The 17,930-nt window shown below is 65.5% G+C and carries 20 protein-coding genes and 1 pseudogene; 10 read left to right on the top strand and 11 right to left on the bottom strand.

Features of this window, described 5'->3' with window-relative positions; genetic code table 11:
* Window positions 1-13: 13 nt before the first annotated feature.
* Together RX327_RS36475 and RX327_RS36470 are read right to left on the bottom strand one after the other, a co-directional pair.
* Window positions 14-550, bottom strand: a complete 537-nt coding sequence (locus RX327_RS36475) for an invasion associated locus B family protein (RefSeq protein WP_317248770.1) — start codon at window positions 548-550, stop codon at window positions 14-16.
* Between the two features lie 12 nt (window positions 551-562).
* Entirely contained in the window at window positions 563-901 is a 339-nt protein-coding gene (locus tag RX327_RS36470) for a hypothetical protein (protein WP_152977753.1), read from the bottom strand.
* A 230-nt stretch (window positions 902-1,131) separates the two neighbouring features.
* On the opposite strand from RX327_RS36470, the gene coxB reads away from it, so the two are divergent.
* From coxB to RX327_RS36425, 9 genes and pseudogenes are all read left to right on the top strand, one after another.
* Entirely contained in the window at window positions 1,132-1,971 is an 840-nt protein-coding gene (coxB, locus tag RX327_RS36465; RefSeq protein WP_317248769.1) for a cytochrome c oxidase subunit II, read from the top strand.
* 81 nt (window positions 1,972-2,052) lie between these two features.
* Complete coding sequence (gene ctaD, locus RX327_RS36460; protein ID WP_317248768.1) at window positions 2,053-3,669, top strand: cytochrome c oxidase subunit I; 1,617 nt, start codon at window positions 2,053-2,055, stop codon at window positions 3,667-3,669.
* A 63-nt stretch (window positions 3,670-3,732) separates the two neighbouring features.
* Entirely contained in the window at window positions 3,733-4,671 is a 939-nt protein-coding gene (locus RX327_RS36455) for a heme o synthase (protein WP_317248767.1), read from the top strand.
* Between the two features lie 37 nt (window positions 4,672-4,708).
* Window positions 4,709-4,873, top strand: coding sequence for a CoxF protein (locus RX327_RS36450; protein WP_317248766.1), 165 nt, complete (start codon window positions 4,709-4,711; stop codon window positions 4,871-4,873).
* A gap of 5 nt (window positions 4,874-4,878) precedes the next feature.
* Window positions 4,879-5,508, top strand: a complete 630-nt coding sequence (locus RX327_RS36445; protein ID WP_317248765.1) for a cytochrome c oxidase assembly protein — start codon at window positions 4,879-4,881, stop codon at window positions 5,506-5,508.
* 55 nt (window positions 5,509-5,563) lie between these two features.
* Complete coding sequence (locus tag RX327_RS36440; RefSeq protein WP_317248764.1) at window positions 5,564-6,460, top strand: cytochrome c oxidase subunit 3; 897 nt, start codon at window positions 5,564-5,566, stop codon at window positions 6,458-6,460.
* Between the two features lie 64 nt (window positions 6,461-6,524).
* Window positions 6,525-6,913, top strand: a pseudogene (locus tag RX327_RS36435) (DUF983 domain-containing protein).
* Entirely contained in the window at window positions 6,910-7,680 is a 771-nt protein-coding gene (locus tag RX327_RS36430; RefSeq protein ID WP_050385932.1) for an SURF1 family protein, read from the top strand. Before RX327_RS36435 ends, RX327_RS36430 begins: the two are co-directional and overlap by 4 nt.
* Window positions 7,681-7,740: 60 nt before the next feature.
* The gene (locus tag RX327_RS36425) at window positions 7,741-8,292 is read left to right on the top strand and encodes a GrpB family protein (RefSeq protein WP_050385933.1); all 552 of its coding nucleotides are present in this window, start codon (window positions 7,741-7,743) and stop codon (window positions 8,290-8,292) included.
* A 54-nt stretch (window positions 8,293-8,346) separates the two neighbouring features.
* On the opposite strand, the gene RX327_RS36420 is transcribed toward RX327_RS36425, so the two are convergent.
* Window positions 8,347-9,945, bottom strand: a complete 1,599-nt coding sequence (locus tag RX327_RS36420) for a DHA2 family efflux MFS transporter permease subunit (protein ID WP_050385934.1) — start codon at window positions 9,943-9,945, stop codon at window positions 8,347-8,349.
* Window positions 9,945-11,216, bottom strand: a complete 1,272-nt coding sequence (locus tag RX327_RS36415; RefSeq protein WP_410712123.1) for a biotin/lipoyl-binding protein — start codon at window positions 11,214-11,216, stop codon at window positions 9,945-9,947. Before RX327_RS36415 ends, RX327_RS36420 begins: the two co-directional genes overlap by 1 nt.
* Before the next feature lie 195 nt (window positions 11,217-11,411).
* Here RX327_RS36415 and RX327_RS36410 point away from each other — a divergent pair, with 195 nt between their 5' ends.
* Entirely contained in the window at window positions 11,412-12,128 is a 717-nt protein-coding gene (locus RX327_RS36410) for a TetR/AcrR family transcriptional regulator (protein WP_050385935.1), read from the top strand.
* A 6-nt stretch (window positions 12,129-12,134) separates the two neighbouring features.
* Here RX327_RS36410 and RX327_RS36405 read toward each other — a convergent pair whose 3' ends face one another.
* The 7 genes from RX327_RS36405 to RX327_RS36375 all read right to left on the bottom strand — a co-directional run bounded on the left by RX327_RS36405 (window position 12,135) and on the right by RX327_RS36375 (window position 17,922).
* Window positions 12,135-12,851 (bottom strand): dihydrofolate reductase family protein, encoded by a 717-nt coding sequence (locus RX327_RS36405; protein ID WP_063779938.1) that lies wholly within the window; start codon window positions 12,849-12,851, stop codon window positions 12,135-12,137.
* A gap of 121 nt (window positions 12,852-12,972) precedes the next feature.
* Window positions 12,973-13,947: a magnesium transporter CorA family protein gene (locus RX327_RS36400; protein ID WP_050385937.1), complete on the bottom strand. Its 975-nt coding sequence runs from the start codon at window positions 13,945-13,947 to the stop codon at window positions 12,973-12,975.
* 108 nt (window positions 13,948-14,055) lie between these two features.
* Window positions 14,056-15,000, bottom strand: coding sequence for a DUF1259 domain-containing protein (locus RX327_RS36395; protein ID WP_317248763.1), 945 nt, complete (start codon window positions 14,998-15,000; stop codon window positions 14,056-14,058).
* A gap of 44 nt (window positions 15,001-15,044) precedes the next feature.
* A complete protein-coding gene (locus RX327_RS36390) occupies window positions 15,045-15,350 on the bottom strand; it encodes a hypothetical protein (RefSeq protein WP_050385939.1) in 306 nt (101 codons plus the stop codon).
* A gap of 73 nt (window positions 15,351-15,423) precedes the next feature.
* Window positions 15,424-15,657, bottom strand: a complete 234-nt coding sequence (locus RX327_RS36385) for a hypothetical protein (protein ID WP_050385940.1) — start codon at window positions 15,655-15,657, stop codon at window positions 15,424-15,426.
* A gap of 58 nt (window positions 15,658-15,715) precedes the next feature.
* Window positions 15,716-17,107 carry a chromate efflux transporter gene (gene chrA, locus RX327_RS36380; protein ID WP_317248762.1) on the bottom strand — a complete coding sequence of 464 codons (1,392 nt, stop codon included), beginning with the start codon at window positions 17,105-17,107 and terminating at the stop codon, window positions 15,716-15,718.
* Entirely contained in the window at window positions 17,104-17,922 is an 819-nt protein-coding gene (locus RX327_RS36375) for a sulfurtransferase/chromate resistance protein (RefSeq protein WP_317248761.1), read from the bottom strand. The genes chrA and RX327_RS36375 overlap by 4 nt, the downstream gene beginning before the upstream one ends.
* Window positions 17,923-17,930: the final 8 nt, after the last annotated feature.

The following is a 17,930-nucleotide window of genomic DNA, read 5'->3' as shown; positions in this document are numbered from 1 at the left end:
CCGCTCGGCGCCCCTAGGGCAATTTGTCATACCCCTCCGCCAGGCCATTCAGGCTGAGCGGGAAGCCGATGCCTTCTTCGGGGGTCTCGAAGATGATGAAGGTCGCGGTCTTGGCGCTGCGCAGCTGGCCGAGCAGCTTGTCGTCCATCACCACTTCCGCCACGCAGCCGTTGGGCAGGCATCTGACGAAACCGGCGCGGCCGACGTCCTGGTTGTCGAGCTTGAGTCCGAGGCCGGAGGGCAGCAGCACACCCAGCGGCGCCACCACGCGCATCAGGCGGCTCTTCTGGTCGGCGGTTTTCAGCACGATCACGGTCAGGCCGGCATTGGAGCGGTCTTCTGCCACCACGCTCTGGATCAGCGCGCATTGCTCGGTCTGGGCGCCAGGCGGGGTATCGCAGCGGATCTGCCAGTCGCCATGGACGGAGCGCACCGCGCCCTGCGCATTCGCCGGCTGGGTCAGGCCAAGAGAAAGGCCGAGGCAGAAGGCCAGAATCGCGTGGCCGCCGAGCCAGCCGGCCATCGTCAAACGAATGTTCGAAGCGCCCATCCGGGTCGATCCTTATAGATGTTCGGTCGGTCCGGCCGTCCGGCCGCCGGTAGCACGCGCGCCACGATGCGCTTCCCGGAAGCGAATCATGATCTCATCTTCTTGTTTGAGCATGATCTTTCGGAAGACCGGTCTCCACTTTTCCGGATCATGCTCAGGCGTCGACTGATACCGCAATGACGGCGCCTTGAAGGCGATCTTGGAGCCATTCTCGCGCCGGATTGGGGCAGCCCGCAGCGAATCAGGTTCCTGAGCGCTGCCCTGTCTGTGGGTACATCCGGTAATCCCCCTGTCAACTGCATGCGGCTTCGTTTCGGCGACTTTCGCTTGATTTTGCGGGAAAAATCGCAAGCGGCAGCTTCATCGCAGGCGCATGGCTTTCGGCCCCACTACTGCATTGCGAGCGCCGGAGAATTATGGTTTGAGAGGCTTGATTTCGCGTTCTAGCGATCTGGCCCCCGTACCCACCTTGACTCAGAGACGGGTATGTCCGGAAGGCCGTTTGTCAGGGCGGATCGTGCTGCATTTTCGGCCACATGCCGGGGGTGCTTTGGGGAATAATGCAAGGGAGCGCGAGCGGCATGAAGATGTCGATTGGCCGGTTGGGCAGGCAATTGCTGGGGTTGGCGGTGGCGGGTGTGGCGTCTGTCGCCGCGGGATCGGCCTTCGCCGAAATGGGGCAGCCGGCGCCGTGGGAGCACACGCTGCAGGAAGGCGTGACCCCGGTGATGGACAATATCGTCTGGTTCCACAATTTCCTGTTCGTGCTGATCACCCTGATCACGCTGTTCGTGCTGGCGCTGCTGGTGATCGTGGTCATCAAGTTCAACGCGAAGGCCAATCCGGTGCCGTCGCGGACCACTCACAACACGCTGATCGAGGTGGCCTGGACGCTGGTTCCGGTGCTGATCCTGGTCGGCATCTCGGTGCCGTCGTTCCGGCTTCTGTTCCTCCAGCTCGACATTCCGAAGGCTGACCTGACCGTCAAGGCGACGGGCAAGCAGTGGTACTGGTCCTACGCCTATCCCGACAACGGCAAGTTCGAGTTCGACTCGCTGATGGCCCAGGACAAGCAGCCACGCCTGCTCGGCGTCGACAACGAGATGGTGGTGCCGGTCAACAAGGTGATTCGTGTCCAAGTCACCGGCGCAGACGTCATCCACGCCTTCGCGCTGCCGGCTTTCGGCGTCAAGATCGACGCCATTCCGGGCCGGCTGAACGAGACCTGGTTCAAGGCCACCAAGACCGGCATGTATTACGGCCAGTGCTCGGAGCTGTGCGGCAAGGACCACGCCTTCATGCCGATCGCGGTCAGGGTCGTCAGCGACCAGGAATTCGCGACCTGGGTCGAAGGCGCGAAGAAGAAGTTTGCGACCAACCCGGCGAATTCCTACGCATCGGCTGGTCAGGCGGCGCAGTAAGCCTCACGGCTTACGGCGCGGATGGAATAAGGGCGACGGGACCGCAAGGTCCGAGAGGGACTGCAAGGCAGGATTTTGAACATGGCGACAGGCGCAGCGACACACGACGATCACGCCCATGATGATCACGCCCACCATCCGACCGGATGGCGGCGTTATGTCTACTCGACCAACCACAAGGACATCGGCACGATGTACCTGATCTTCGCGGTCATCGCCGGCGTCATCGGCGCCCTGATGTCGATCGCGATCCGCGCCGAGCTGATGTACCCGGGCGTGCAGATCTTCCACGAGACGCACACCTACAATGTGTTCGTGACCTCCCACGGCCTGATCATGATCTTCTTCATGGTGATGCCCGCGATGATCGGCGGCTTCGGCAACTGGTTCGTGCCGCTGATGATCGGCGCCCCCGACATGGCGTTCCCGCGCATGAACAACATCTCGTTCTGGCTGCTGCCGGCGTCCTTCGCGCTGCTCCTGATGTCGACCTTCGTCGAGGGCGAGCCGGGCGCCAACGGCGTCGGCGCCGGCTGGACCATGTACGTGCCGCTGTCGAGCTCCGGCCATCCGGGCCCGGCCGTCGACTTCGCGATCCTGTCGCTGCATCTGGCGGGCGCCTCGTCGATCCTCGGTGCCATCAACTTCATCACCACCATCTTCAACATGCGCGCGCCGGGCATGACCTTGCACAAGATGCCGCTGTTCGTGTGGTCGATCCTGGTGACCGTGTTCCTGCTGCTGTTGTCGCTGCCGGTTCTCGCCGGTGCGATCACCATGCTGCTCACCGACCGCAATTTCGGCACGACGTTCTTCGCACCCGACGGCGGCGGCGACCCCGTGCTGTTCCAGCATCTGTTCTGGTTCTTCGGTCACCCCGAGGTGTACATCCTGATCCTGCCCGGCTTCGGCATGATCAGCCAGATCGTGTCGACCTTCTCGCGCAAGCCCGTGTTCGGCTATCTCGGCATGGCCTACGCCATGGTCGCGATCGGCGGCATCGGCTTCGTGGTGTGGGCGCACCACATGTACACGGTCGGCATGTCCTCGGCGACGCAGGCCTACTTCGTCGCGGCCACGATGGTCATCGCCGTTCCGACCGGCGTGAAGATCTTCTCATGGGTCGCCACGATGTGGGGCGGCTCGATCGAATTCCGCGCCCCGATGATCTGGGCGGTGGGCTTCATCTTCCTGTTCACGATCGGCGGCGTCACCGGCGTCGTGCTGGCGAACGCGGGTGTCGATCGCGTGCTCCAGGAAACCTACTACGTCGTCGCGCACTTCCACTACGTGCTGTCGCTCGGTGCGGTGTTTGCGATCTTCGCCGGCTGGTACTACTGGTTCCCGAAGATGTCGGGCTACATGTACAACGAGACTTTGGCCAAGGCGCATTTCTGGGTCACCTTCGTCGGTGTCAACCTGGTGTTCTTCCCGCAGCACTTCCTCGGCCTGTCGGGCATGCCGCGCCGCTACGTCGACTATCCCGACGCCTTTGCGGGCTGGAATCTGGTCTCGTCGGTCGGCTCCTACATCTCCGGCTTCGGCGTGCTGATCTTCCTCTACTGCGTGATCGACGCCTTCGCCCGCAAGGTGCCGGCCGGCGACAACCCCTGGGGTGCCGGCGCGACCACACTGGAGTGGACGCTGTCCTCGCCGCCGCCCTTCCACCAGTTCGAAGTGCTGCCCCGCGTGCAGTAAGTCCACGACAACGCGGCGCACTTAAGGGTGCGCCGCGCCTTTTGAGAGAAGCGAGACCTGATCTTGTCGGTTGTCGATCACAACGCCATCGAGTTGCCCCGGATCTCCGAGGCCGAAGTGGGCGACTATCTCGCGCTGCTCAAGCCCCGGGTGATGTCGCTGGTGATCTTCACCGCGCTGGTCGGGATGGCGATGGCGCCCGGGCATTTCCATCCCGTGCTGGCGATCACCTCGCTGCTCTGCATCGCGGTCGGTGCCGGCGCCTCCGGGGCCCTCAACATGGCGCTCGAAGGCGACATCGACGCCAAGATGTCGCGCACCGCGAACCGGCCGATCCCGCGCGGCCGCATCACCCGTCCCGAAGCCATGGCGTTCGGCATGACGCTCGCCTTCTTCTCGGTGATGACGCTCGGCATCCTCGTCAACTGGATCGCAGGCAGCCTGCTCGCCTTCACCATCTTCTTCTACGTCGTGATCTATACGATGGGCCTGAAGCGCTGGACCGCGCAGAACATCGTGATCGGCGGCGCCGCCGGCGCGCTGCCGCCGGTGGTGGCCTGGGCTGCGGTGACCGGCACGGTCGACGTCGAGCCGCTGCTGCTGTTCGCCATCATCTTCTTCTGGACCCCGCCGCATTTCTGGGCGCTGGCGCTGTTCCGCTCCGACGACTACGCGCGCGCCGGCATTCCGATGCTGCCCAACGTCGCCGGCCCCGACGCGACCCGCCTCCAGATCCTGCTCTACACCATCGTGCTGATCGCGGTCGCCGCGGCGCCCTGGGCGCTCGGCTATTTCGATGCCGTCTACGGCATCGTCTCGCTGATCCTCGGCGCCGGCATGCTGTGGCTTGCCATCGAGGTCTATCGCCGCCGCGAGGGTACGGCTGCCAACCGCGCCACGCGCCGGCTGTTCGCCTTCTCGATCCTCTATCTGTTCGCGCTGTTTGCCGTCCTTCTCGCCGAGGTCGTGGTCCGCGCGATTGCGCCTGTCTTCATCGGATAGGGAGCCGGGGGGCAAGATGGGGGCGCATGGGATATCAATGGACGAGAAACCCGAGCCAGATGGAATCGTCCTCACCGAGGCGCAGAAGAAGAGCCGTCGTCAGCGTTCGATCGCAATCGCGCTCGCGCTCGGCGTGCTCGTGGTGCTGTTCTTCGCCGTCACCATGGTCAAGGGACCGGCAGTGCTAGTGCGGCCGCTGTGAGTGAGATGGCGAACCAGGGACCGCAGCAGGGTGAGGGCGCCAAGGTCACGCGCCGCACGCTGACGCGCGACGCGCTGGTCGCCTCGATCTGCGGCGGCGTGGTCGCGCTGATGGTCGGTGCGTCCTACGCGGCGGTGCCGTTCTACAACTGGTTCTGCCGTGCCACGGGCTTCAACGGCACGACGCAGGTCGCGACCTCGGTGCCTTCGGATGCGCCGCTCGCGCGCACCATTGCGGTCAGCTTCGATTCCAACGTCGCGCCCGGCCTGCCCTGGAAGTTCGAGCCGGAGCAGAGCGAGATCGAGGTCAATATCGGCCAGGTCGTGACCGTCTTCTACACCGTGACCAACCAGGCCGCGCGCACCACCGCGGGCCAGGCCGCCTACAACGTCGCGCCGCTGACGGTCGGCTCCTATTTCCAGAAGATCAACTGCTTCTGCTTTACCGAGCAGACCATGGCGCCCGGCGAGAAGCGCGAGATGCCGGTCGTGTTCTACGTCGATCCGGCGCTGGCCAAGGACAGCGAGAACGACACGCTGAAGACGATCACCCTGTCCTACACCTTCTTCCCCGTGCGCGACGCCGCGCCGAAGCCCGTGGCGGCGGGCGAGGCGGAGCAGCGCAAGGGCGGCTAGTTTTGGAATTTAAGATTTAAGACGTGCCTTGCGGCACGCGAATGGAGAGACGGCAATGGCTGAGGCGCAAGTCAAGCATCACGACTATCATCTCGTCGACCCGAGCCCGTGGCCGGCCGTCGGCTCGCTCTCGGCCTTCATCATGGCGGTCGGCGCGATCGCCTGGATGCACCACATGTTCTCCGCCGCGCCGATCGTGTTCGGCGTCGGCACCGTGGGCGTGCTCTACACCATGGCGAGCTGGTGGGGTGATGTGATCAAGGAAGCCCAGTACAAGGGCGACCACACCCGCGTCGTGCAGCTGCACCACCGTTACGGCATGATCCTGTTCATCGCCTCCGAGGTGATGTTCTTCGTCGCCTGGTTCTGGGCCTATTTCAATGCCGCGCTGTTTCCGGCCGACGCCGTCCATGCCACCCGCGATGCGGTGTTCGGCTGCGGCCTCGGCACGCAGCCCGGCGCCTGCTCTGTCCCCGGCACCTGGCCGCCGAAGGGCATCGAGACTTTCGATCCCTGGCATCTGCCGCTCCTGAACACGCTGATCCTGCTCACCTCCGGCACCACCGTGACCTGGGCGCACCATGCGCTGCTCGAGAACGACCGCCAGGGCCTGAAATACGGCCTGATCCTCACCGTCGTGCTCGGTGCGCTCTTCACCTGCGTGCAGGCCTATGAGTACAGCCACGCGGCGTTCTCCTTCGCCGGCAATGTCTACGGCGCGACCTTCTTCATGGCGACCGGCTTCCACGGCTTCCACGTGCTGGTCGGCACCATCTTCCTGCTGGTCTGCCTGTTCCGGGCCTATGCCGGCCATTTCACGCCGAAGCAGCATCTCGGCTTCGAGTTCGCCGCCTGGTACTGGCACTTCGTCGACGTGGTCTGGCTGTTCCTGTTCCTCTGCATTTACGTCTGGGGACGCGGCGCCGAGACCATGGCCCACGCCGCCCACTAATTGCCGGCCGACGTGCTAAGAGGGGGCGGCCGAATGGCCGCCCCTTTGTTTTTGAAGAGAACCGATGACCGATACCCCGCCGACCGTCACTGAGAGCGCACTGCGCGGCATCGCCTGCCGCTGCCCGCGCTGCGGCCAGGGCAAGCTTTATGCGGGCTTCCTGACGCTCGCGCCCGCGTGCGACCGCTGCGGCCTCGACTACGCCTTCATCGATACCGGCGACGGCCCGGCGATCTTCATCATCATGCTCGCCGGCGCCATCGTGGTCGGCTGTGCGCTGGTCGTCGAGGTCAAGTACCAGCCGCCGTTCTGGCTGCATGCGGCGCTCTGGCTGCCGCTGATCCTCGCCACCACGCTGCTGCCGCTGCGTGCGATGAAATCGCTGCTGATTGCGCTGCAGTTCCACCACAAGGCGGCGCCGAAGGCCAATTGATCGAGCGCGACCCGAAATGAATGATACGACGACGCGCCGGCCGAGCGCGGCCGGCTTCGGCATTTTCACGTTGATCCTGATCGCGGTGTTTATCGCCCTTGGCTTCTGGCAATTGCAGCGCCGGGTCGAAAAGCACGCGCTGATCGGGGCGCTCGATGCGCGGCTGGCCGCCCCGACCGAGGCGCTGCCGCCGCCGTCGGCATGGCCGACGCTGACCTCCGCCAAGGATGAATTCCGCCGCGTCACGCTGACCGCGACCTATGCGGAGCAGCCCGACGCGATGGTGTTCAGCTCCGGCTCCGCGGTGCGCGACGACATTTCGGGTCCGGGCACCTGGGCGTTGCTGCCGGCGAAGCTCGCCAGCGGCGAGACCGTCGTGATCAACACCGGCTTTGTCCAGAACACGATGCAGGATCGCGCCTTCGAGGATCGCGTCGTCGGCCGCCTCGTCACCGGCGCGCCGGTTGAGCTGACGGGCTATATCCGCTTTCCCGAGCCACCGGGCCGGCTGACGCCGAAGGAAGATATCTCGAAGCGGCTGTGGTTCGTGCGCGATCATCGCGCGATGGCGCAAGCGCTCGGCTGGGGCCAGGTCGCACCGTTCTATATCGACCTCGAGGCCCCGGTGCCCGACAGCGGCACGCCGAAGCCCGGACCGCTCAAGGTGCGGCTCAAGGACGACCACATGCAGTATGCCATCACCTGGTTCTCGCTGGCTGCCGCGGTCACGATCGCCTTCGGCCTGTGGTGGCGCGGCCACCGGCGGCGCGCCTCTGGTCGAACCTAGCCTCATCATGGTTTGATTGACCCGCGAAGGAGACCTCGCGGCAAGCAATCAGGGTGTGCCATGGAGAAATACGGCGCCGGGCCAATCGTTGTCCTCGACTATGACCCCAACTGGCCGGCCATGTTCGCGACGGAGCGCGCGGGGATCGAGCACGCGCTCGGCTCGCTGGTCCTGGCCATCGAGCATGTCGGAAGCACCGCGGTTCCGGGCTTGCCGTCGAAGCCGATCATCGACCTGATGGTCGGTGTCCCCAGCCTCGCGGAGGCGCGGGAATGCTGCATCAAGCCGATCGAGGCGCTCGGCTACAACTACATACCGGAATACGCGGCGTGGCTGCCCGGTGAGTTGTTCTTCCGCAAGGGCCCTCCGGGGCCGTGGACCCATCATCTGCATCTGATGGAGCCATCCAATCCGCGCTGGGAAACGCTGCTGGTGTTTCGCGACTATCTTCGCGCGCACCCCGAGGCGGCCCGCGCCTACGCGGATACCAAGCAGGCCCTCGCTGCCGCCGCAAGAGAGGACATCGCGGCCTATCGCAACGGCAAAACGCGTTTCGTCGAGGAGACGACCGCGAAGGCCCGCGCGTGGCGCGCGGACCTGTCCGGTCGATAGCGCGGCCGCGCCACGTCTGCATTCTGCCGTAGCGCATCCATGCCCGCGCCGGGATCAATGACCCATGGGAGCGGGGCCGCCGAGCTTGACCTTGCGCAAGGTCAGCGCCAGCGGGATGGCGGAGAGCGAGATCAGCATCAGGACCCAGAACGCATCCATGTAGGACAGGAACGAGGCCTGGGTCTGCACCTGCTGCCCGATCCACTGGATCGCCTGTTGATGCGCCTGCGCCAGCGAATTGCCCTGGGCGACGAAGAAGTCGGTGACCTGGTGCAGCGTGTCCTGGTATTGCGGGCTTGACGGCGTCACCTGCTCGACCAGCCGGCTCTGGTGGAATTGCTGGCGATGCGTCAGCACGTTGGACACGATCGAGACGCCGATCGAGCCGCCGGTGTTGCGCGCCGCGTTGATCAGCGCGGAGGCCTGGTCGGTCTTCCCGGCGGGAATGCCGTCATAGGACGCCGCCATGATCGGCACGAAGATCAGCGGCAGGCCGACGCCGATCAGCATGCGCGAGCGCGCCATGAACCAGAAGCCGAGATCGCCATAGACGTTGGTCATGCTGTACATGGAGGCGGCGATCACCAGCGCACCGGTAACGATCAGGTATTTCGGCTGCACCCTGGCGGCGAGCCGGCCGACGGCGAACATCATCATCATGGTGACGACGCCGCCGGGCGAGAGCACGAGGCCGGCCCAGGTCGCGGTGTAGCCGAAGTCCTGCTGCACCAGCTGCGGCAGGAATTGCGTGGTCGCGAGCAGGATGGCGCCGGTCGCCAGCATCACCAGGAAGCAGGCGCCGAACTGCCGGGTTGCGACCATGCGCAGGTCGATCATCGGATTGCGCCGGGTCATCTCCCACGGGATCATCAGCACGAACGCCGCGGCGCAGATCGCCGCAAAGGTGATGATGAAGGGCGAGGCGAACCAGTCGTCCTCGAGGCCGCGGTCGAGCACCACCTCGAGCGCGCCGAGGAAGGTCGCGACCAGCGCGAAGCCGATGAAGTCGAACCTGTTGTCCTGGGGCTGCACTCCCTTGGCTTTCGCGGTCGCGGGCTCCTGCAGCACGGCGGCGATCAGCGCGATCGCGAACACGCCGACCGGCGCGTTGATCAGGAAACACCAGTGCCACGACAGGTTGTCGGACAGCCAGCCGCCGAGCGTCGGCCCGACCACCGGCGCCACCACGACGGCAATGCCGAACACCGCGAACGCCTGCCCGCGCTTGGCCGGCGGGAACGCATCGGCGAGAATCGATTGCGCCACCGGCACCATGCCGCCGCCGCCGAGACCCTGCAGGATACGGAACAGCAGCAGCGCGTTCAGATTGGGCGCAAAACCGCACAGGATCGAGCTGACCGTGAAGATGCCGAGGCAGATCAGGAAGAAGGTCTTGCGCCCGAGCGTGCGGGCGAGAAAGCCGGAGGCGGTCAGGATGATGGCGTTGGACACCAGATAGGTGGTGACCACCCAGGAGGCCTCGTCCTCGCTCACGCCCATGCCGCCGGCGATATAGGGCAGCGCCACGTTGGCGATGGTGGTGTCGAGCACCTCCATGAAGCTCGCGAGCGCGACCACGATGGCGATCAGCCAGGGATTGACGGTGACGCTCGGAGCCGGAATGCCCTTGGCATCGATCGCGGCGACACTCATCACAGCCTCCGGAGGCTCGACTTCTCAAGGCGCTCGAAGAGGGACGGCGCGGCATCGATCCGCACCGTCGGGACAACGGACATGCCCGGGCCGAGCGCGACGTCGGCCGGCGGGTTGTCCATCACGATCTTCACCGGCACGCGCTGCACGATCTTGACGTAGTTGCCGGTGGCGTTCTGCGCCGGCAGCAGCGAGAACGCGGTGCCGGAGCCCGGCTGCACGCTCTCGACATGGCCCTGGATGGTGCGTCCGGGATAGGCGTCGATCTTCATCGTCACGCTCTCGCCCGGCCGCATCTTGTCGAGCTGGATCTCCTTGAAGTTCGCGGTGACCCAGGTCTGGTCGGGCACGAACATCGTGAGGTTGGTGCCTGCCTGGGCGAACTGGCCGACCGCGGCCGACAGGTTGACGACGCGGCCCGGCTGCGCGGCGATGACCGTCGTATAGGACAGATTGAGCTTGGCCTGGTCGCGCTGCGCCTCGGCCTGGGCGAGGTTGGCGACCGCGCTCTTGCGCTGCGCCTTCAGCGACTCGACCTGGCGCTGCGCGAGGTTGAGCGTCGCCTGCGCGTTCAGCAGCGCAGCCTGCTGCTGATGCAGCTGCGAGGTGAACTGCTCGGAATTCTGCACCGTGCCGTAGCCGGATTGCTCCAGATGCTGGTAGCGCGTCGCCTGCTGCTGGGCGAACACCAGCGCCGCCTGCGCCTGGTCGACCTGCGCCTGATTGGCAGCAATCTGCGCCTGCTGCACGTCGAGCTGCGCATCGACATTCTCGATGCTGGCGCGCGCGGCCGCGACCTGCGCCTCGGCCTGCGCCAGCGCGACGCGATAGTCGCGGTCATCGAGCCGGGCGATCACGTCGCCGGCCGCGACGTGCTGGTTGTCGGTGACCGGGACGGCGGTGATGTAGCCGGAGATCTTCGGCGCGAGCGCCGACTGCCGCGCCGCGATGAAGGCGTCGTCGGTGGATTCGAAATGCGCGCTGTAGTCCATGTAGAGATAGCCGCCGCCGATCGCTGCGGCGAGCAGCACGGCGCCGATCGCGGAGACGACCGGACGGCGGCGGAGAAAGCTGCGCCGTGTTGCCTTGCCGATGACCTCCGGCGGGATTGTTGCCGGCGGGGCGGGCTGCTTGCCCGCGGGATGCTCCTGCGCCGGAGCCCGTGCGGTGACCGCGGGCCGGTCAGGCTCATGGGAGGCCGGAGCCGAGGGGGCACCCTCGATGCCCTGGTGGCCCGGTTGGTCGCGCTCCAAGACAGTGTCTTCAAACATGATGGCGGCTCCTGCTGTCAGGCGAGTGCCTTCACAAAAGGAACGGAACCGTTCCGTTCTATGCGGCAAATAGTCCCGCCACCGTGCGCCGTCAATAGAAACGGAACTGTATCGTTCTATTTACAACAAGATGTGATAAGGCTATATTGCCTGATATTGCCGGCCTGACCGGCCCATCGAACCCGGGTCGATGCGATGACCACCAGCACCCTGAAGAAGCCGCGGGCGCCGAAAACCAGGCCGGTCGAGGTGCGCGCCGGCCGGCCGCCGAAGGAGCTCGCCGGTGAGGTCGATGCGCGGATTCTCGATGCCGCGCGCAAGGTCTTCCTGCAGCGCGGGTTCGAGGGCGCGAGCATCGACGAGATCGCGGAAGTCGCGCGCTCCGGCAAGCGGACGATCTATGCGCGCTTCCGCGACAAGCGGGCGCTGTTCACGGAAGTGGTGACGCGAGACATCCTGGCACGCATCGCCGAGTTCAAGGCCGATCCGCCGGTCGGTGCGACCATCGAGGAGCGCCTCACCAGCGTTGCCTCGACCCTGCTGCATTGGGGCTTCGATGCCGACCGGATCGGCCTGATGCGGCTCGCCATCGCGGAGGCGCACCGCTTCCCGGATCTCGCCGCCAACGTCAACCGCAGGGCGCGCGCGCTCAGCACCGAGCTCGGCATTCACCTGCTGCGCGACCTGACGCAATCCGACGAGCTCGGCAAGCTGCCGGCCTTCGCGCCGGAGCAGTTGCCGACCACGGCGCGGATGTTCCTCGACATCATCGCGGTGCCGATGCTGCTCCGGGCGCTGTTCGAGGTCGACCTGAAGGCGCTCGATCCCGAGATCGACGCCCATGTCGCGCGCGGCGTCGCGTTCTTCGTCGCTGCGTGCCGGACCGGCTGGGTGGAGAATCCCAAGCCATAGGCGCGCTCAATCGGGCGCGCGCTCTACCGCGTGACGCAGCCAGACCATGCCGCCTTCCAGTGTCTCGCAATGGGTGAGCCGGAGCGATTGTCCGGCGCCGGGGCGGTCGCCTTCGGGGCCGTGATAGTCGACGATGCTTTGCGATCCCGCGACGCCGTCGACCGCCGGAAAGATCAGCGTGCTGAATTCGTCGATCAGCCCATGCTTGAGGAAGGCGCCGTTGATCCCGCCGCCGCCTTCGAGCAGCAGCGTCCTGGCGCCGAACAGCGACGCGAGCTGCGCCATCGCGCCCGGCAGATCGTCGCCCTTCGTGCCTGCAAAGATGTAGGACGCACCGTCCTCGCGCAGCTCGGCGAGATGTGCATCGGACACCTGCTCGCCCAGCACTGCGACGGCGTGATCGCCGCCGACATTGTCCTTGCCGAAATGCACGCGGCCCGACGGATCGATGCCGACAGCAAGCTTGCGGCCGTTACGGTTGCCGAGATGCGCCTCGCGCGGCAGCCTCAGTGGGTTGGTGATATGCCGCTCCGTTCCCTTGGCCATCTCGTTCATGGTGATGCGGCCGATGATCCATCCATCGGCATCGAAGCCGTCATGGATCCGTTCGTAGTGCGAACGCAGTACGTCGGCCGGAATCCCGGCGGCGGCCTTGGTGAAGCGGCTGGGATGAAGCCGGCCGTCGATCGACGTGCCCATGTGGCAGATGATGTGGGGGCGCATAGGCTGAACTCTTCGGTGGGGGATGACCACGCTAACGGGGCGAGTGGGGCAGTTTCAGATTTATAGACGCGCAGGCAGGTTCTCAACGCGGATAACGCCGCGGCGTTTCAACTTCGCTTGTTTAGTCGAACCAGCCGTGCCGCTTGAACCAGAGCACCGGCAGGATGCCGCTGGCGATGATCGCGGCCCAGGCCAAGGGATAGCCGAAGGTCCAGCTCAGCTCCGGCATCTCCTTGAAATTCATGCCCCAGACCCCGACCAGGATGGTCGGGGGAACGCCGACCACCGACACGATGGTCAGGATCTTGAACAGGTCGTTCTGCTGGATGTTGATGAAGCCGAGCACGGCGTCAAGCAGCAGCTGGATCTTGTCCGACAGGCGGGTCTCGTAATCACCCAGCGAAGCCACATCCTTGGAGACGGCCTCGAGCCGGCGCTTCGATGCCGACGTGATCCATTCATTGCCGACGTCGTCGGCGAAGCTCGCGACCCGGCCGACGCCGAGCAGCACGTCGCGCGCCTTCGCCAGGCGATCGGCGAGTTCGCCGATGTTCTCCAGCGCCTCGCGCAGCCTGCGGCTGGAGCGCACTGGACGTTTGCTCCGCACCAGGCCGCCCTTGAAGACGCCTCGCGACAGCCTGTCAGTCTTGGCGCCGAGATGCTCCAGCACGTCGGCGCCGCGATCGATCATGGCCTCGAGCAGCGCGGTGAACACGCACATGCCGTTTTGCAGGCTCTTGTCGGTGCCGATCCGCTTCATGACGTCGTCGAACGTGGTCAGCTTCGCGAACCGCACTGTGACCAGCACCTTTGGGCCGATCACGAAGCCGATATTGGTGATCTCGGCTTCGTTGTTGTCGTCGAGCCGCACCGCCGGCGAGCTCAGATAGAGCCGGTCATGATCGGTGATCAGTCGGCTCGACGCCTCGATCTCGCTCAACGATCGCTCGGACGGGACGCGGATGTCGAGCGCGCGCTCTACGAACTGCTTTTCGTCCTCGGTGGGTTCGAGCAGATCGATCCAGATGATCTCGGAAGGCAATTCCGCGCCGATACTCCGCCAATCGGAGGTCGCCGACCTGTACAGCTTCAGCAATGATCGGGCTCCATGCATGGGGACTTGCGGTCCACACTAATTGCGCGGACGGCAAGCCAGTTCCATGCACTTGGGCGAGCCCGGTCCTTCGCCGGAAGCGGAAGATCCTTAGCTCTTGCTGCTCGCCGTCTTATCGAGCGCGGCACGCAGGCCCTTGGCGAGCTTGACGGCGTCGTCATTGGCCCAGAAATGCATGAAGAACAGGCGCGGCTGTTCGTCCAGCATGTGGCTGTGCAGCGCGGTGACGTCGATGCCGTGCGTCCGCAGCGCCATGATGACGGGGTTGACCTCGTCATTTGTCAGCACGAAATCGCCGGTGATCGCCGCCTTGCCGCCGCCGGTCGGCTGGAAGTTGATGCCGATGGCGACGCCCATCGGGCCAACCGGGCTCAACGCCATGCCCTCTTCAGTGATCGGATCGCGACGGGGCACATTGAACTGATAGACGCCGCCATTGGCCTGGCCCTTGACGCCGATGATCTGATCGAGCTGCGCGGTATCGAGATCGATGGTCGGCGGCGGCGCGGCCGGCGCTGCGGCCTTGAGCGGCGTCTTGCTTTCCGCAAGGCCATCTCGGATCGCGGCGGCGATCTTGACCGGGTCGCCGTGGCCGGCGACGTGCATGTAGAAGGTGGCCGGGCTCGCGCCGAGCAAATGGTTGTGCACGGCCGTGATCTGCAGGCCGTTTCCGATCATCTTCAGCATCACAGGGTTGATTTCGGATTCGAGCAGCACCAGGTCGCCCATCGCCATGACGTCGTCGTGCATGGGCTTGAAGGCAACCCAGCCGCCGAGCGCCAGCGCCGGCTTGATGGTGATGCCGTCGAGCGTCACCGTCAGATCGCTCCGCGGAAAGCCGTAGCGATGCACGTCACCGGTGACGGAGGGCTTTCTGCCCAGCGTGTCGTCGACCTTCTGCCAGTCGATCGCCTGCGCATGTGCCGACGAGACGAACGGCTCGGTGAACACCTGCCAGTCGATCCTTTGCGCGCTCCCGCCGGTGGCGAAGAGGCAGGCACTGACGCCGATCAGCGCCGAAATCGTGTGTCGCATTGGATTGCTCCCTTGAACCTCTTTCGATGCTTCGGATCGTGGCTCTATTGCTTCGAGAGCCCGACAATGGTGCGGAACCCGGCGATGTTCTGCACCGAGATTTCGACGGGATCGCCGAAGCGGACGGCATTGAAGATCAGGCCGTCCTGGACCTTGAACGGTTCGATCCGGTCCGGAGATAACCGGATCAGCAGCGTGTCGTTGCGTTCATCGACGCGATCGACGACGCCGCACAGTGTCTCGCTCCCTTGCGGGTGGACCATCGCCGCCTGCATTGTCACGGCCGCCTCCTGCCGCTCATCGAGGGCGGCCGGCGCTGCCAGGGTTGCGCCCGGCCACAGCACGGCCATGCACAGGGCCACAATTGCTCTCATCATGTTGTCACTCCATCGATCGGTTGACGGCTCTCGGGCGCGCGGGAGCTCAGTCCCGCTCCTTGACCTGGCCGCTGCCGTCGATCACGAGCCGCACCGGCTTGCCGTTCTTTATCGCCTTCGCCGTCGTGCCTTCGGCCGTCGACTTGACCTCGCTGATCTCGGCGTAGCCGGCGGCGCGAAGTTTTGCGACGAGTTCGTCCAGCGTCAGGGCATGGGCCGGCATGACCGCGCCCGCGATCGTCAGGGCGAGAATCAAATGGGAGAGTCTTCCTGTCTGCATGGTTGTTCTCCTGGTTGTGTTGTGCTGCCCCAGGTTCCCAAGCTGCGCGCCGCTCCGCTCAGATGATGCCGACAAGGCGCAGCAGTACGCCCGTGATGCAGGAGGCGGCGAGGACGCTGAGCATCCCCGCATTGAAGCGGAAGATCGCGATCGCGGCGGCGATCGACAACGCCAGCGCCGGCCAGTCGAGGCTAGCAGGCACCGGCGCGTCGAACGACAGGCCTAGCCCGTGCACCGGGAATGTTTGCCGAAACAGCGTGTGCAGCGCGAACCAGATCGACAGATTGAGGATCACGCCGACCACGGCGGCGGTGATCGCCGAAAGCGCGCCCGCCAGCGCCTTGTTGCCGCGCAGCGCCTCGATGTAGGGGGCGCCGACGAAGATCCAGAGGAAGCAGGGTGTGAAGGTGACCCAGGTCGCGAGCAGTCCGCCGAGCGTCGCTGCCAGCATCGGCGACAGGCCGCCGGGATCGCGGTAGGCCGCCATGAAGCCCACGAACTGCAGCACCATGATCAGCGGGCCCGGTGTGGTCTCGGCCATGCCGAGGCCGTCGAGCATCTCGTGCGGCTTCAGCCAGTGATAGTGCTCGACCGCCTGCTGGGCGACGTAGGCCAGCACGGCGTAGGCGCCGCCGAAGGTGACCAGCGCCATCTTGCTGAAGAAGATGGCGATCTGGGTGAACACGTCGCCGGGTCCCAAGGCAATCAGCAGGGCGAACACCGGCACCAGCCAGAGCGCGAGCCAGATGGCGCCGACCCGCAAGGTGCGCGATGCGTTGGGACGGACATGGTCCGGCACCGCTTCACCGAGCATGCTGTCGATCACGGCGGAATTCTTGCCGCCATGCTCGATCGCCGCAAATTCGCTCCGGCCGAGGCGTGCGCCGACCAGCCCTGTGACCGCGGCGGCGCCGATGATCAGCGGAAACGGCACGGCGAAGAAGAAGATCGCGACAAAGGCGATCGCCGCGAGCGCGATCATCACCCGGTTGCGCAGCGCGCGCTTGCCGACGCGTACGACGGCCTCGACGACGATGGCGAGCACGGCGGCCTTGAGGCCGAAGAACAGCGCCTCGACGAAGCTGACATTGCCGAAGGCGGCATAGATGTAGCTGAGTCCCATGATGGCGATGATGCCGGGCAGGATGAACAGCCCGCCCGCCATCAGGCCGCCGGCGGTGCGATGCATCAGCCAGCCAACATAAGTCGCGAGCTGCTGCGCCTCAGGTCCCGGCAGCAGCATGCAGTAATTCAGCGCATGCAGGAAACGGCCCTCGGAGATCCACCTCTTCTCCTCGACCAGGATGCGGTGCATCACCGCGATCTGGCCCGCGGGCCCGCCAAAGCTGAGGCAGGCGACGCGTATCCAGACCAGCAGCGCCTCGTTGAAGGAGATGCCGTGCGCGGGCTCATGCCCGCGCGCCTTCGCTGTCGTTGCGACGTCGGTCATGGCTTCACCTTGCTGGTCGGCCAGTTGTGCGTCTCCTTGGTCGCATCGCGGCACCATCGGTAGAAGGCGTCGTAGAGCAGCAGCCCGGCGCTCAACTGTTCGAGGTCGTCGTCGAACATGCGCGACAGGCCGAGCGAGGCGGCGAGCAGCCCGGGCGCCTCCGGCGAAAGCTCGAGCCGCGCGGTATCGGCCGCCCGCACCATCGTCGCGAGCCGCTCCAGCGCCGGCGTTGCGATCCCGAATTCCTCGATCATCACGTCGAAGGTGCAGAGCTCGCCACGGTGGCTCCAGAACACGTTCTCGATATCGAACGGCGTGGCGTCGAACCGTTCGGCGACCGCCTCGACCTCCGCCGATGTGACGAACAGGAACACGGCCGCGGGATCGACGAAGCGGCGGATCAGCCATGGACAGGCGATGCGGTCGATCTTCGGCCGCGATCGCGTCACCCAGACGGTGCGACCCCGCCCGTCGCGTTTTGGAATCTTGTCGGCGGGAACGGTCGGTAGCTCCGCTTCCCGCCAGCCGAGGTGGCCGCCCTCGAGAATCTCGGCCGCGATGTTGCTGCAGCGGAGCCAGGCGGCGGTGCCTTCGGAAAGCTTCTGTCCCTTCTGGCAGACCACGACCACGGACTGCCCGGTGAAACGGGAAGCCCAGTCCTGGACGCCGAGATGGGAGTAGCGGACCGCGCCCGGGATCAGGCGCGGATCGGCAGCGAAATCTTCATCGAGACGAACGTCGACAAGCGTCGGCGCCTTCGCCGTGCCGATGAGACGGGACAATTTTTCTGATGAGATCGATGTGTATGACGACATGGTGCGCC

The organism is Bradyrhizobium sp. BEA-2-5 (assembly GCF_032918025.1).
In the GTDB taxonomy this organism is placed as follows: Bacteria; Pseudomonadota; Alphaproteobacteria; order Rhizobiales; family Xanthobacteraceae; genus Bradyrhizobium; species Bradyrhizobium pachyrhizi.
Note: the sequence above shows the minus strand (reverse complement) of the source record. Positions and strands in the feature narration are given on the sequence as shown.